At 52.0% G+C, this 13561-nt stretch carries 14 protein-coding genes and 1 pseudogene; 12 read left to right on the top strand and 3 right to left on the bottom strand.

The features are described 5' to 3' along the window. Window positions 1–5 precede the first annotated feature (5 nt). Window positions 6–971 (top strand): protein translocase subunit SecF, encoded by a 966-nt coding sequence (gene secF / locus ACY2RQ_RS09455; protein ID WP_490112721.1) that lies wholly within the window; start codon window positions 6–8, stop codon window positions 969–971. A gap of 88 nt (window positions 972–1059) precedes the next feature. Here the strand turns inward: secF and ACY2RQ_RS09450 are convergent, their stop codons facing one another. Next, window positions 1060–1548: a bacteriohemerythrin gene (locus ACY2RQ_RS09450; RefSeq protein ID WP_490112720.1), complete on the bottom strand. Its 489-nt coding sequence runs from the start codon at window positions 1546–1548 to the stop codon at window positions 1060–1062. 193 nt (window positions 1549–1741) lie between these two features. Continuing rightward, window positions 1742–2554: an inositol monophosphatase family protein gene (locus tag ACY2RQ_RS09445; protein WP_490112719.1), complete on the bottom strand. Its 813-nt coding sequence runs from the start codon at window positions 2552–2554 to the stop codon at window positions 1742–1744. Window positions 2555–2742: 188 nt separating this feature from the next. Between ACY2RQ_RS09445 and ACY2RQ_RS09440 the strand changes: the two genes are divergently transcribed. The 10 genes and pseudogenes from ACY2RQ_RS09440 to iscX all read left to right on the top strand — a co-directional run bounded on the left by ACY2RQ_RS09440 (window position 2743) and on the right by iscX (window position 10421). Next, window positions 2743–3531 carry an RNA methyltransferase gene (locus ACY2RQ_RS09440; protein WP_490112718.1) on the top strand — a complete coding sequence of 263 codons (789 nt, stop codon included), beginning with the start codon at window positions 2743–2745 and terminating at the stop codon, window positions 3529–3531. Window positions 3532–3652: 121 nt separating this feature from the next. Continuing rightward, window positions 3653–4429: pseudogene (gene cysE, locus ACY2RQ_RS09435) on the top strand (serine O-acetyltransferase); the annotation flags it as partial. 244 nt (window positions 4430–4673) lie between these two features. Continuing rightward, window positions 4674–5174: a Fe-S cluster assembly transcriptional regulator IscR gene (gene iscR / locus ACY2RQ_RS09430; RefSeq protein WP_490112717.1), complete on the top strand. Its 501-nt coding sequence runs from the start codon at window positions 4674–4676 to the stop codon at window positions 5172–5174. A 94-nt stretch (window positions 5175–5268) separates the two neighbouring features. Next, window positions 5269–6483 (top strand): IscS subfamily cysteine desulfurase, encoded by a 1215-nt coding sequence (locus ACY2RQ_RS09425; protein ID WP_490112716.1) that lies wholly within the window; start codon window positions 5269–5271, stop codon window positions 6481–6483. A 73-nt stretch (window positions 6484–6556) separates the two neighbouring features. Continuing rightward, the gene (gene iscU / locus ACY2RQ_RS09420) at window positions 6557–6958 is read left to right on the top strand and encodes a Fe-S cluster assembly scaffold IscU (RefSeq protein ID WP_490112715.1); all 402 of its coding nucleotides are present in this window, start codon (window positions 6557–6559) and stop codon (window positions 6956–6958) included. Between the two features lie 91 nt (window positions 6959–7049). Beyond that, window positions 7050–7373 (top strand): iron-sulfur cluster assembly protein IscA, encoded by a 324-nt coding sequence (gene iscA / locus ACY2RQ_RS09415; RefSeq protein WP_490112714.1) that lies wholly within the window; start codon window positions 7050–7052, stop codon window positions 7371–7373. Further along, the gene (hscB, locus tag ACY2RQ_RS09410; protein ID WP_490112713.1) at window positions 7366–7956 is read left to right on the top strand and encodes a Fe-S protein assembly co-chaperone HscB; all 591 of its coding nucleotides are present in this window, start codon (window positions 7366–7368) and stop codon (window positions 7954–7956) included. The genes iscA and hscB overlap by 8 nt, the downstream gene beginning before the upstream one ends. Before the next feature lie 22 nt (window positions 7957–7978). Further along, window positions 7979–9874, top strand: coding sequence for a Fe-S protein assembly chaperone HscA (gene hscA / locus ACY2RQ_RS09405; RefSeq protein ID WP_490112712.1), 1896 nt, complete (start codon window positions 7979–7981; stop codon window positions 9872–9874). A gap of 5 nt (window positions 9875–9879) precedes the next feature. Next, window positions 9880–10227: an ISC system 2Fe-2S type ferredoxin gene (gene fdx / locus ACY2RQ_RS09400; protein WP_490112711.1), complete on the top strand. Its 348-nt coding sequence runs from the start codon at window positions 9880–9882 to the stop codon at window positions 10225–10227. Then, the gene (iscX, locus tag ACY2RQ_RS09395; protein WP_490112710.1) at window positions 10227–10421 is read left to right on the top strand and encodes a Fe-S cluster assembly protein IscX; all 195 of its coding nucleotides are present in this window, start codon (window positions 10227–10229) and stop codon (window positions 10419–10421) included. Before fdx ends, iscX begins: the two co-directional genes overlap by 1 nt. Window positions 10422–10556: 135 nt before the next feature. Here iscX and ACY2RQ_RS09390 read toward each other — a convergent pair whose 3' ends face one another. Further along, entirely contained in the window at window positions 10557–11864 is a 1308-nt protein-coding gene (locus ACY2RQ_RS09390; RefSeq protein WP_490112709.1) for a glycoside hydrolase family 27 protein, read from the bottom strand. A 391-nt stretch (window positions 11865–12255) separates the two neighbouring features. Between ACY2RQ_RS09390 and ACY2RQ_RS09385 the strand changes: the two genes are divergently transcribed. Continuing rightward, window positions 12256–13557, top strand: coding sequence for an inosine/guanosine kinase (locus tag ACY2RQ_RS09385; RefSeq protein WP_490112708.1), 1302 nt, complete (start codon window positions 12256–12258; stop codon window positions 13555–13557). Window positions 13558–13561 lie beyond the last annotated feature (4 nt).

The following is a 13561-nucleotide window of genomic DNA, read 5'->3' as shown; positions in this document are numbered from 1 at the left end:
GGAACATGACAGATACTGTTTCTGAAGAAAAAATGTCTGGCAGGAAGATGTTTGGCCCGACCCGGGTTATCGATTTTATGAAGCTGCGCACGATGGCGACTCTGCTGTCGGTGATTCTGCTTCTGGGTTCTGTTGCCAGCCTGTTTGTAAATGGCATTAACTTTGGTCTGGACTTTACCGGGGGAACCCTGGTTGAGCTGGAGTATGATCGTCCTGCCAATGTCGCGGGTGTACGGCAGCAGCTGGAAAATATGGGTTATGGCGATGCCATTGCCCAGGAGTTCGGCTCGGCAACGGATGTTCTTATTCGTATTCCCGGCGGTGACACTGACGCCCATCTGGGTGATCGTGTTGCCCGTAAGCTTAATGACCTCTACCCCGGAGATATCACGGTAAAGCGGGTTGAGTTTGTCGGCCCGCAGGTGGGTGAACAGCTCCGTGACCAGGGTGGCCTGGGCATGATGCTGGCCCTGGCGCTGGTTATGCTCTACATCGCCTTCCGTTTCCAGTACAAGTTCTCCATAGGCGCGGTTGTTGCTCTGGCCCACGACAGCTTGATTGTACTGGGTGTGTTCTCCCTGTTCGGGTTACAGTTTGATCTGACGGTTCTTGCGGCGATTCTGGCTGTTATCGGTTACTCACTGAACGACACCATTATTGTGTATGACCGTGTGCGGGAGAACTTCCGCAAGGTGCGCCGTGGTACGCCGGCGGAGATTATTAATATCTCCCTGAGTCAGACCCTTGGGCGTACTCTGGCAACGTCCGGTACCACTATTATGGTACTGCTGGCGTTGTTCTTCCTGGGCGGAGACATGATTCACGGCTTTGCCACAGCGTTGCTGGTGGGTGTGGGTGTGGGTACATACTCCTCCATCTATATCGCGTCCAATATGCTGCTGTATATGAATATCTCCCGTGAAGACCTGATTGTTCCTGTGAGGGAAGATGAAGAAGACGAAATGCACTGAGGTGAAGCTCAAGGTCTTGAAGATGTTTTGACCCATAAAAAACGCCGGTTTTCACGCCGGCGTTTTTTTATGTTTTTCAGTAATGGGATTACTTGTGGAAAAGGCGATCCATCCAGGAGCGTTTTTCATATTTGGCTTTTACGCCTTTCTTCAGCATAAACGGCACGTACTCTTTATCTTCTTCGAGAATATGGTGGGTCAGCCAGTTTTTCAGAAAGTGGAGTAGCTCAAAGCTGACGTGTTTCCCTTCGGAAACTTTTCCGCGCAGTTCGTTAATCTGGTCGATTAACTGTTCATGGTGTTTTTTGTGAGGTTCGTATTCAGGGTAGCCCAGCACCCGCAGAAGACTCTCTTCAACAGCAAAGTGGATACGGGTGTATTCCACCAGATCATTAAGAATTTTGTTGGTGGCTTCATTGCCATGACGTTCGTGGATAGCCTGGTGCAGTTGGTTTACCAGATCCACCAGAATCATATGCTGCTCATCAATTTCCTGGATGCCTACGCTGAGATCGTCACTCCAGGTGATCAGTTCCTTGTGTTTCCATCTTTGAAACTGAATAGCTGAATGGGTCATAGGCCCCTCCCGGAAATTAGGTGATTGTGTTGTTCTTATTTATGGAATGAAAGAGTTCCCTTAGGGTTTATAGTCGTATAAACACTTATTACCCTGTATTGATCCAGGTCAGTATTTGCCAATGTTTGTGTGATATAAGGAGAGGTGGTGCCTGCGGGGGCAGGCACCGGGGAAGCTGTTCCTGAAAAAGGAATTACTTCATATCTTCAGTCAGGTGGGGCTGGATGCGGGTCAGGATTTCCTTGAATACCTTGGGGGCACCGCAAACAACATTACCCTTGTCCATGTATTTGTTGCCGCCACGGAAATCACCAATCAGGCCGCCGGCTTCCAGAACCAGCAGGCTGCCTGCCGCCATGTCCCAGGGTTTCAGGCCCATTTCCCAGAAACCGTCGTAGCGACCGGCGGCAACGTAGGCCAGATCCAGAGCCGCTGCACCGGGGCGACGGATGCCGGCGGTTTCGCCAATCAGACTGCGGAACATGCCCAGGTAGTTGTCCATGTTATCCATCTGGCCTTCACGAAAGGGGAAGCCTGTTCCCAGCAGGGCACCCTGCAGGCTGGTGCGGTTAGTGACGCGAATGCGACGACCGTTCAGGGCTGCACCCTGTCCGCGGCTGGCGGTGTACTCTTCCAGGCGGATGGGATCATAGACGACGGCATGCTCAATCCGGCCTTTGTACTGACAGGCAATGGCTACCGCGAACTGGGGTACGCCGTGGATAAAGTTGGTGGTTCCGTCCAGCGGGTCGATGATCCAGAGATGGTCCTTACCTTCGCCTTCACCGGGCTGGTGGCCACTTTCTTCCCCCAGAAAGCCGTGGTTGGGGTAGGCTTTCTTCAAGATAGAGATAATGGCTCGCTCAGCGGTCTTATCTATATCTGTAACATAATCGTTGGCCTCTTTCTTCTGGACTTTGATAATGTCCAGCTGTTCGTAGCCTTGGGCAATAATATCGCCCGCCTTGCGTGCAGCACGCAAAGCAATTGTGACCATCGGTTGCATAGCGAGATGTGTATTCTGTGAGGAAAATGGTATATGCGAATCGGGGGATTATATCACTAGTCGGGTTGTTTAGCAGGCATATAAGTGGCTTTTCGCCGGGATGATGTGACTTGATGGGTATTTTGCCTGTGGTCGATATGGGTCTTCAGGTGACGCATGTATCGGGAACTCCAGCAGCTTCTGTTAGAATGGGCCTTTTGGATAAAGGCCCGAGAGCGGGCCAGTGGCTGAAGATGTCTGTAGAGAATATCCGGATCGTTCTTGTTAATACCACTCACCCGGGCAATATCGGTTCCGCCGCCCGGGCGATGAAGACTATGGGCCTGTCCTCTCTTTATCTGGTTGATCCCGTTGATTTTCCTTCCGGTGAGGCGCGGGCTCTTTCTTCCGGTGCCACCGACCTGTTGGAAAATGCGGTGGTTACTGAAACCCTGGCCGAAGCTGTGGCGGACTGTGACCTGATTATTGGTGCCAGTGCCCGTGTGCGGGGTATCTCTCTGGAGCTGACCGATCCCCGGGATACCGCAAGGCTGGTTGTGAATGAGGCCTCTGAAGAGGGGAAAGTTGCTCTGGTATTTGGTCGGGAAGATCGTGGCCTGACCAATGAAGAACTGCGCATGTGTCACCGTCAGGTGCATATTCCCTCTGTCGCGGAATTCAGCTCCCTGAATCTGGCGGCTTCTGTGCAGGTTCTGAGTTATGAATTGCGTATGGCTTCCCTGACTGCTGAAGGTGGCCAGAAAGTGCCTGAGGTGCGTGAGTATCAACCGGCCTCTTCCGAGCAGATGGAAGGGTATTATTCTCATCTGAAAGAAACCCTTGAGGAAATCGGCTTCTTCAAAAGTTGTAACCCGGATAAGATCATGGCCAAATTGCGCCGTCTGTATGGTCGGGGGCGTCCTGACCGGGTTGAGTACAATATTTTGCGGGGTATCCTGTCTGAAACACAGGTTGCCGTTCGCAAAACGCGAAGCTGAAACCGCAATAAGCTTTGTTGCGTATCCTGATGGGTTGGGAGTTTGATTTGGAATCTGTCAGGCTGTGCGGGAAATATTGCCAGTATAACTAGAAAGGCAATGTTTTAATTTTAAAAAACAGGAATGCGTCACCATGTTAGAAAGAATTCGTGAAGATATTCGCAGTGTTTTGGACAGAGATCCGGCCGCGCGTAATACCTTTGAGGTTCTGACCAACTATCCGGGCCTGCATGCGATTCTGCTGCACAGGCTGGCGCATCCTCTCTGGTGTCGGGACTGGAAATGGCTGGCGCGTACTATTTCTACATTTTCACGGTGGCTCACTGGAATTGAAATTCACCCCGGGGCCAGGATTGGTCGTCGTTTCTTTATTGACCATGGTATGGGTGTTGTCATTGGTGAAACCTCTGAAGTGGGTGATGATGTCACCCTTTACCAGGGCGTTACCCTTGGTGGCACCAGCCTGAATGAAGGCAAGCGACACCCAACGTTGGAGAATGGTGTGGTTGTAGGTGCCGGTGCCAAGGTGCTTGGGCCGTTTACGGTGGGTGCGGGTGCCAAGATTGGCTCTAATGCTGTTGCTGTTAAGGCTGTTCCTCCGGGGGCGACGGTTGTTGGTATTCCTGGCAGGATTGTCAGGCGCAAGTCCCCTGTAGGGGAGGCCCAGCAGGCCATGGCCCAAAAGATAGGCTTTGACGCCTATGCCATCACCGGAGAAATGCCTGACCCGACGGTTCATGCCATTAACGCCATGCTTGAGCATATCCAGGCCGTAGACGCTCGCTTTGAGAGCCTTTGCGAGGCTCTGAAAGAGAAGGGCCTGGATTGCGGCGAGGCCTCTATTCCCGAGTTGCGGGAAGAGGATTTTGAGGTGATGTCCGGTGGCGACAAGATCTGAACCGGTTGAAATTGTTACTTTGACTGCTGACTTTGGTTAGGCGCTTCGGTTATTTCATACTTGTTTGTTATACTCCGTCGCGCTAACCATAGTGTCCCTTTCTGAATGGCTAATAGTTGACTGAAATGGTTGGTTATTAGATAATTCAGTCAGTATTTCCGGATAGTCCGGATATTGAGAAAGTAAACTGACTGGATCGAATGTCATATGGTTCTCCATGTGGCACCCCAGATGGACAAGCGGTATGCGTCTGACAACAAAAGGCCGTTATGCGGTAACAGCGATGCTTGACCTGGCGCTTCATGCTGGCAGCGGCCCTGTTGCCCTTGCTGATATTTCTGAGCGCCAGGGAATATCCCTGTCTTACCTTGAGCAGCTGTTTGCCAAGCTGCGTCGTAATCATCTGGTGAAAAGTGTTCGAGGCCCTGGTGGTGGTTATTGCCTGAATCGCCCCGGTGCTGAAGTTGGTATTGCGGAAGTGATTGATGCTGTCGATGAGTCAGTCGACGCAACGCGCTGTCATGGCACAGAAGGTTGCCAGCATGGTGAAGTCTGCCTGACCCACCACCTCTGGTGTGACCTGAGCCAGCAGATTCATGAATTTCTCAGTGGTATCACCCTGGCCGACCTTGTAGAGCGCAGGGAAGTGCGCTCTGTGGCTGAAAGACAGGATAGGGAACAGGAAGAATCCCGTGTGCTGGAAGCAGAGGAACTGGGGCGCCGTATAGCCGCGGAAACCCTCTGACCTCCGTTGTCAATGGAAAGCTGTTTGGCAAAGCTGCCGGTGCAACAGTATTAACTAGCGTACCGGTTCGAAAATACTTGGGAGAAAACCTAGAATGAAGCTGCCGATTTATCTCGATTATGCCGCCACCGCGCCGGTTGATTCACGAGTGGCAGAAAAAATGGTGCAGTGTCTTACGACAGAAGGCAACTTCGGTAATCCTGCGTCTCGCTCCCATGTGTTTGGCTGGAAGGCAGAAGAAGCTGCAGAAAATGCCCGCCTGCAGGTGGCTGGGCTGATTAATGCCGACCCCCGTGAAATTGTCTGGACATCCGGTGCTACCGAGTCAGACAATCTCGCCATCAAAGGTGTCGCCCACTTCTATAAGAAGAACGGCAACCACATCATTACTTCCAAGCTGGAACACAAGGCGGTACTGGATACCTGTCGTCAGCTTGAGCGTGAAGGTTACGAAGTCACTTACCTTGAGCCGGGTTCTGACGGCATCATTACTCCGGAGCTGGTTGAGTCTGCGATCCGTGAAGATACGATCCTTGTATCCCTGATGCACGTGAACAATGAAATCGGCACAGTGACGGATATCGCCGCTATCGGCGAACTGACCCGTTCACGCAAAATTATTTTCCATGTCGATGCGGCCCAAAGCATGGCGCGTCTGCCCATCGACATGAAAGAGCTGAAAGTGGACCTGATGTCCTTCTCCGGCCACAAGATTTATGGCCCGAAAGGTATTGGTGCCCTGTATGTTCGCCGCAAGCCCCGTATTCGTCTGGAAGCCCAAATGCACGGCGGTGGTCATGAGCGTGGTATGCGTTCCGGTACCCTGGCGACTCATCAGATTGTTGGTATGGGTGAAGCCTGTGCCATTCTCAAGGAAGAAATGCAGGCCAACAATGACCATGCTTTAGCCCTGAAAACCCGTTTCCTGAACCACTTTACCGATATGGAAGAAGTTCATATCAATGGTTCTGTTACGCAACGGGTGTCCGGTATTTTGAATGTCAGCTTCGCCTTTGTGGAAGGTGAATCCCTGATTATGTCCCTGAGGGATATTGCTGTTTCCTCAGGTTCCGCCTGTACATCCGCGAGCCTTGAACCGTCTTACGTACTGCGTGCTCTGGGTCTGAACGATGAACTGGCACACAGTTCCCTGCGGTTCAGCTTTGGTCGCTTCACAACGGAAGAGGAAGTGGACCACGCCGCAGAACAAGTGCGCTCAGCAGTGGCAAAACTGCGTGAACTGTCCCCTCTCTGGGACATGTATAAGGACGGTGTTGACCTGAGCAAGGTCGAGTGGGTCGCGCACTGACAGGTGCTCCGTAAACTGGTGCATCACGAATAGAAAGCCTCGCGCCCGGTGGCGCAGGCTGGAGGAACGAATCATGGCTTACAGCGAAAAAGTAATCGACCACTACGAGAACCCTCGTAACGTTGGCAAGATGAACGACAAAGACCCGGCAGTCGGTACCGGCATGGTGGGAGCGCCGGCCTGTGGTGACGTTATGCGCCTGCAGATCAAGGTGGATGATACAGGTGTTATTGAAGACGCCAAGTTCAAAACCTATGGTTGTGGCTCTGCTATTGCGTCCAGCTCCCTGGCCACTGAGTGGATGAAAGGACGCACCCTGGATGAGGCGGCTGAAATCCGCAATACCCAGATCGCCGAAGAGCTGGCCCTGCCGCCAGTGAAAATTCACTGTTCAGTGCTGGCGGAGGATGCCATCAAGGCAGCGATCGAAGATTACCGCCACAAGCAGGGTGGCTCTGAAAACGTCGCTGAATAATTGCGGGAATACCAGCGGTAGTTGCTGAAACAGGTGTTGGAAATTTTCTGGCGGGTAGCGTGCCTGCCTTCACGTGTCATCAGGATCTTTCATGGCAGTAACAATGACTGAAGCCGCTGCCCGGCATATCCGCAGGCAGCTGGATGGGCGAGGCAAGGGACTGGGAATTCGCCTGGGGGTGAAAACCAGTGGCTGTTCAGGTATGGCTTACGTTCTGGAATTTGTCGACGAGCAGAATCCGGAAGATGAGTCTTTCGAGCACTTCGGTGAAAAGGTATTCATCGACCCGAAGAGTCTTGTGTATCTCGACGGAACCGAGCTGGATTTTGTAAAGGAAGGTTTGAACGAAGGTTTCCAGTTCAACAACCCTAACATCTCCAGTGAATGCGGTTGCGGCGAAAGCTTCAATGTCTGAGACAAACACACCGGATGCGGCTGGGGCGGCCAGCCCTGTCGGTATCGACCTGCGATCCAGCTATTTTGAACTGTTTGGTGTTGAGCAGAGCTACGACTGTGACCGCAACACCATCCAGGGTCGTTACCTTGACTTGCAGCGTATTGTTCACCCTGATCGTTTTGTCGGGCTCGGAGAGCGCGGACAGCGACTGGCTGTGCAGTATGCGGCATTCGTCAACGAAGCCTATGACACTCTCTGCTCTCCCCTGAAGCGTGCCCTCTATCTGCTGGAGCTCTCCGGTCACCCCGTTGATGTGGAAAAAAACACGGTTATGGACGCCGGTTTCCTGATGGAGCAGATGTCCCTCCGTGAGGACCTGGGTGATGTCCGTGATGCCCGTGACCAGGAAGCGGCGGTTGAAGCTGTCAGGGAACGGGCGGAAAACCTGCTGTCTGAATTGCAGGACGGTTTTGTCGCTGCCTGGAAAAAGAATACGACAGAGAGTTTTGGACTGGCTGCTGATTTTGCCCGGAAAATGCATTTTGTCGATAAACTGATCACCGAAGTCGAGCAGCTTGAAGAAGAGATCCTTGATTTCTGAAAGCTGATGCCTGGGAAAAAACATGTTATTGCAGATAGCCGAGCCAGGGCAGAGCCCTGATCCCCATCAGCGCAAGCTGGCCGTCGGGATTGATCTTGGTACAACAAACTCTCTGGTGGCCACTGTTCGCAGTGGTACCGTTGAAACCCTGCCCGATGTCCTGGGCGAGCATATACTTCCTTCCGTTGTTCATTACGGTCCGGAATGTACCCTGACCGGCGCTGAAGCCCGTCGCCTGGCAGCAGAAGACCCCCTGAATACTATTATCTCTGCCAAGCGTTTTCTGGGCCGTGGCCTGGAAGATATTCAGGCGCTGAGTGAAAGACTGCCTTATCGTTTCCGCGATGCGGAGCAAGGCATGCCGTTTATTGAAACCGTGCAGGGTGATAAAAGTCCGGTGCAGGTCTCTGCGGAAATTCTGAAAACCCTGCGTCGCCGTGCAGAAGATAGCCTGGGTGGTGATCTTCTAGGCGCGGTGATTACCGTTCCCGCTTATTTTGATGATGCCCAGCGTCAGGCGACAAAAGACGCTGCACGTCTTGCGGGTATGGAAGTTTTGCGGCTTCTGAATGAGCCAACTGCGGCGGCTGTCGCCTATGGTCTGGACCAGGGTGGAGAAGGTACCATTGCCGTTTATGATCTCGGCGGCGGTACCTTTGATATCTCCATTCTGCGGTTGCATCGTGGCGTATTTGAAGTGCTGGCCACCGGTGGTGATACTGCCCTGGGTGGTGATGATTTTGATCTGGCTCTGGCCCGCTGGATTCTTGAGCAGGCTGGTATGGATATGCCCGCCCTGAATCCGGAACAGCATCGTCAGCTGCTGGATGTGGCCTGTTCCGCCAAAGAGTCTCTGACTGATAGTGACGCCGTTACCGTTAGCTTTGGTGGCTGGTCCGGTGAAGTAACCCGCGCAATTTTTGACAGTCTGGTTGATGGTCTGATTGACCGTACCCTGAAGAGTGTTAAGAAATCTCTTAGAGATGCCAAACTGAAAGCGGCGGATATTCAGAGTGTGGTCATGGTGGGCGGTTCTACCCGTGTGCCCCGTGTCCGTGAGCGTGTAGCGGAACTGATTGGTAAACAGCCCCTGACGGATATCGACCCGGATCGTGTCGTTGCTATCGGTGCGGCTTTGCAGGCTGATGTTCTGGCGGGTAACAAGTCTGCAGACGATATGCTTTTGCTGGACGTAATTCCCCTCTCCCTTGGTCTGGAAACCATGGGCGGGCTGATGGAAAAGGTTATCCACAGGAACACAACCATTCCTGTGGCCCGTGCCCAGGAATTCACTACTTTCAAAGATGGCCAGACGGCCATGGTCATCCATGTGCTTCAGGGTGAGCGTGAACTGGTATCTGCCAGTCGTTCCCTGGCCCGTTTTGTCCTGAATGGTATTCCCCCCATGCCGGCGGGTATGGCCCGTATCCGGGTAACTTTCCAGGTAGATGCGGATGGCCTGCTCAGCGTCAGTGCCCGGGAAGAATCCACCGGCGTGGCCGCAAGTATTGAGATTCGTCCCTCTTACGGCCTGTCTGAGAACCAGATTACCGATATGCTGCAGGCCTCTTATACTTATGCCTCTGAGGACAAGGAAGCCCGCAGGCTTCTGGAGGCCCGTGTAGAAGCGGAGCGTATTTTTGAAGCCCTTGAGAATGCTCTTGAGCAGGATGGTGATATTCTTCTTACCGCCGAAGAGCGGGAACGCCTTGCTGGAGAGGTTCGCCGTCTGGCAGAAACAACAAAAAGCACAGATACCGCTTTGATTGTTAAGGTGACTGAAGAGGTGGCCAAGGCTTCCGAGGAATTTGCCGGGCGCCGTATGAATGCCGGTATTCGTGCCGCTCTGTCGGGCCACTCTGTCAATGAGCTTGATGTCACCACGGATAATAATCAGTCAAACAGGCCAGAGGAGTAAAGGTTATGATAAAAACGACTCGGATTGTTTTTCTGCCCCATGAAGAGATCTGCCCTGAAGGCGCTGTCGTCGAAGTGGAGCCGGGAACCACTATTCTTGATGCTGCCCTGAAAGAAGGTATCGAGATTGAGCACGCCTGTGAGAAATCCTGCGCCTGTACTACCTGTCATGTCATTGTTCGGGAAGGTTTCGACTCCCTTGAAGAGTCCGATGAGCTGGAAGATGACCTTCTGGATAAGGCCTGGGGGCTGGAGCCGGAATCCCGCCTGAGCTGCCAGGCGCAGGTGGCGGATGAAGAGCTGGTTGTTGAAATTCCCCGCTATACCATTAACCAGGTGTCGGAGAAGCACTGATGAAATGGATGGATATTCATGATATTGCTATTGAGCTGGCGGATGGGAAGCCGGATGTGAACCCCCGCTATGTGAATTTTTTTGATCTGCGCACCTGGGTCACGGAGCTGGAAAGCTTTGATGATGATCCGGAGCGTTGTGGTGAAAAAATCCTGGAGGCCATTCAGGCCGCCTGGATTGAAGAAACAGAATAATTATTCTGAGCACCTTCCTTTTTCCAGAGGTCGGTTTTCCTGGCCTCAGACTCTCTGGTTGTCCTGCCGTCCTGTATTTGCCCAGAATTCTCAGCACTTTGATTTTAAAGACTTATGGCAGGTAAGCCATGACTCTTACAAAGTTGAACTGGTAGAACTGAGCAAGTCAGGAGTGCTCGAAGAGTTTGTGAAGCGTGTGCTCTTTCCGGCTGGCTTCACGCGAAGCATCACAACGCCGTGCGCCTCCATGTGAACATCGATTGTATCCTCTGCAGTCTCGCCCTTATGATGCGTCCAGAGATCATGAACAGATAATGTCTTCCCGCTCACGCCAAGATCTTTCCACTTCATTCTGAGAGAGTCCACATGCTCCTGACGATTGAAAAAGACAACCGCTTTTTCTGTCCCCTGCTTCCCCAGGGATTTGACCCAAACTTCCTTACCATCCTTCTGATAGACCCTGATACCCTGCCTCCCTGCAGGGTCTTGATTGACTGCGATGACATCCCTGTTGGTCAGGATTTCCAGAGCATCGTGGGAAATCTTGCGAAGATCCGCCCCTATAATCAGTGGTGAACTCATGATGCTCCATAAACTGAAATGAGCCCTGTCTTCCGTGACCGACATGCCATTGCCGACCTCAAGGGCATCCATATCATTGAAATGGCCAGGGCCCGCATATTTCGCCAGAGTGGCATTGTTGTCTACAGTAGAAAGGATGCTATCGAATGCAGGGCGAATATCAGCGGAAATACGCCATGAGTTACCCGTTTGTACGACCCATCCACCAGGGAAACCCCAGCTGCAGATACCATAGACGACATCAGGTTTAACCTTTTGAATCGCATCGCGGATCTGGGTATAACGCGTCTGCTGATTCAGGCCGAGCTTCTTGCCTCCACACCAGTCGACCTTGATATAATCATAACCCCAGTCCATAAAAAAAGTCGTCAGGTCAGACAGATCATGCCCATATAAACCTGATCCAATGCCGTTTGGATCACTGTTCTCTGAGCCACAGGTGTCCGATCCCGCATCGGTGTATATACCAGCCTTAAACCCTTTGGAATGGATATAGTCTGTAAGAGGTTTCATGCCGGAGGGAAACTTGTTTGCATTGACTTTAAGCCTGCCGTTCCCGTCACGCCCCCCCCAGAAGCCATCATCAATATTGATAAACCTGTAGCCGGCGTCGTAAAGACCCAGGGAGTGCATAAGGTCAACCTGGTTGCGGATCACCTCATCCGAGATATTTCTCTGCAAACCATTCCAGCTGCCCCACCCCAGAATTGGTACTCTTTCCTGACCATTTTCCAGAGCTCGGGAAAGAGGAGCAAAGCACAGAGTAACGACTAACAGGAGACAACTCATATTAGTGACAAGAAAACTCTTTGTAATGCCGGCTGTCACACCATCAAGCGTGTATTTATTGCAATTAGCCATAATGGCCAGCTCCTGTAGTACCTCACTAAACCGGGGAAACTATAGTCCATATCTGCGATAAGAAGCTTGTGGTTAACGCAGGCCCCATAAATCACTTCCGCGCTTGCTGGAATGCAAAGTTGCAAGACCTCAGGGTGTCGTAAAGTTCAGGGTAATGTTCGTTCTTTCCTAAAGGGCTAGGAACGTTCAAGTCTATGGATGCGTTGACGTCGAAAAACGGCGGAGCTGTCATTCCCTGGACAAATGGAGAGGCAAAAAAACCCGGTTTCCGCAGTCGGGTTTCTTTATGCTATAGCCTAATTCCTGTAGCCAGCGTACAATCCGCGACCTTTCTTTGTTCCTCGCTCAGGTGTTGCTGGTTGTCAGTAATCCGGTGTACGGCAGGTGATCCATGAAGTTTCCCGGTCAGCGGAAAATCAAACATTATTTTCCCGTGAATGCAGGTAATCGCTTTGATCGCGAGAGCGTCACATTTGGCCATGTCAATACCTATGTGACTGGCATTGACCAGAATATTGTCGATATTACCGCCAGGGTAAACGACGATGTTTTAAAAGAATTCGGGTTGCAGAAAGGTGTATCCCAGCTGCTGCCTGATAACGACACCACTGAGCGGTTGTATGCTTTCCTGTTGAAGAATAAATTGATCGAAGAGGAGTTTGCTGGCGGCACCATTGGCAACACCCTCCATAATTATTCGGTTCTCGCTGACGACAGTTCCATTCAATTTGGGGTGATGAGCGAAAATATTGTTATTGGTACATCGGCCTATCGTTATCTCTGCAATACCAGCAGTAAGGTTGATCTAACCTGTCTTCAGCCTGTCAGTGGTTCTATCGGGCGGGCTTTCGCGCTGATTACCCCAGACGGAGAGCGCACATTTGGCATCAGCCCAGGCTTGATGAACCAGCTGGATGAAACATTTATTCCGGAAGAGAAAGTTGCCGGAAGCTCCGCTCTGTTGCTATGCGCCTATACGCTGGCCAATACCGGTCTACCCATTTATCGTGCGACGCTGAAAGCTGCGAAAATCGCAAAAAAGAATGGCGTGCCGGTCATTCTGACTATGGGTTCCCGTCAAATGGTGGCCGCGCGGCAGAAAGAATTCTTGTCGTTTATTGAGGAATACATCACCCTCGTGGCCATGAATGAAGAGGAAGCCGAAGCGTTGACAGGCTTTTCCGATCCTTTGCTGGCCAGTGAAAAACTGCTGGATTTAACCGATATGGTGCTGCTGACTGCCGGGCCTGAAGGCTTGTACCTCAGTGGTTATGCTGATGAGGATGTGCTCCGGCAGACCTCCAATCCCATTCGTTCCGGTTCCATCAGTGACTTCAACCGCTATGAGTTCAGTCGGCCGATGCTGCACCGTGAGTGTCAGCAGCCGACTAAGATATACGCCCAGATAGACCCATATATGGGCGGCCCGGAACGGATAAGCAATACTAATGGTGCTGGAGATGGTGCCCTGGCTGCTGTGGTGCATGATGTGGCGGCAAACGCCTTCCACACAAGGGTTTTGCCCACTTCCGGGAAACATACTCGCTCTTATCTTACGTATTCCTCATTCGCTCAGGTGTGCAAGTACGCTAACCGGGTGAGTTATCAGGTTCTGGCCCAGAGTTCTCCGAGGCTCTCCCGTGGTCTGCCTGAACGTGAGGACAGCCTCGAAGAGGCTTATTGGAGCCGTTAGTTGT

The sequence above is a fragment of the Parendozoicomonas sp. 209JJ7-1 genome, assembly GCF_058147085.1.
This window is presented reverse-complemented; position numbering and strand designations above follow the sequence as displayed.

Bases quoted from the DNA above. Each gene is read 5' to 3' on its own strand.
- secF (WP_490112721.1), top strand. From the start codon at position 6: ATGACAGATACTGTTTCTGAAGAAAAAATGTCTGGCAGGAAGATGTTT.
- ACY2RQ_RS09450 (WP_490112720.1), bottom strand. From the start codon at position 1,548: ATGACCCATTCAGCTATTCAGTTTCAAAGATGGAAACACAAGGAACTG.
- ACY2RQ_RS09445 (WP_490112719.1), bottom strand. From the start codon at position 2,554: ATGCAACCGATGGTCACAATTGCTTTGCGTGCTGCACGCAAGGCGGGC.
- ACY2RQ_RS09440 (WP_490112718.1), top strand. From the start codon at position 2,743: ATGGGCCTTTTGGATAAAGGCCCGAGAGCGGGCCAGTGGCTGAAGATG.
- iscR (WP_490112717.1), top strand. From the start codon at position 4,674: ATGCGTCTGACAACAAAAGGCCGTTATGCGGTAACAGCGATGCTTGAC.
- ACY2RQ_RS09425 (WP_490112716.1), top strand. From the start codon at position 5,269: ATGAAGCTGCCGATTTATCTCGATTATGCCGCCACCGCGCCGGTTGAT.
- iscU (WP_490112715.1), top strand. From the start codon at position 6,557: ATGGCTTACAGCGAAAAAGTAATCGACCACTACGAGAACCCTCGTAAC.
- iscA (WP_490112714.1), top strand. From the start codon at position 7,050: ATGGCAGTAACAATGACTGAAGCCGCTGCCCGGCATATCCGCAGGCAG.
- hscB (WP_490112713.1), top strand. From the start codon at position 7,366: ATGTCTGAGACAAACACACCGGATGCGGCTGGGGCGGCCAGCCCTGTC.
- hscA (WP_490112712.1), top strand. From the start codon at position 7,979: ATGTTATTGCAGATAGCCGAGCCAGGGCAGAGCCCTGATCCCCATCAG.
- fdx (WP_490112711.1), top strand. From the start codon at position 9,880: ATGATAAAAACGACTCGGATTGTTTTTCTGCCCCATGAAGAGATCTGC.
- iscX (WP_490112710.1), top strand. From the start codon at position 10,227: ATGAAATGGATGGATATTCATGATATTGCTATTGAGCTGGCGGATGGG.
- ACY2RQ_RS09390 (WP_490112709.1), bottom strand. From the start codon at position 11,864: ATGGCTAATTGCAATAAATACACGCTTGATGGTGTGACAGCCGGCATT.
- ACY2RQ_RS09385 (WP_490112708.1), top strand. From the start codon at position 12,256: ATGAAGTTTCCCGGTCAGCGGAAAATCAAACATTATTTTCCCGTGAAT.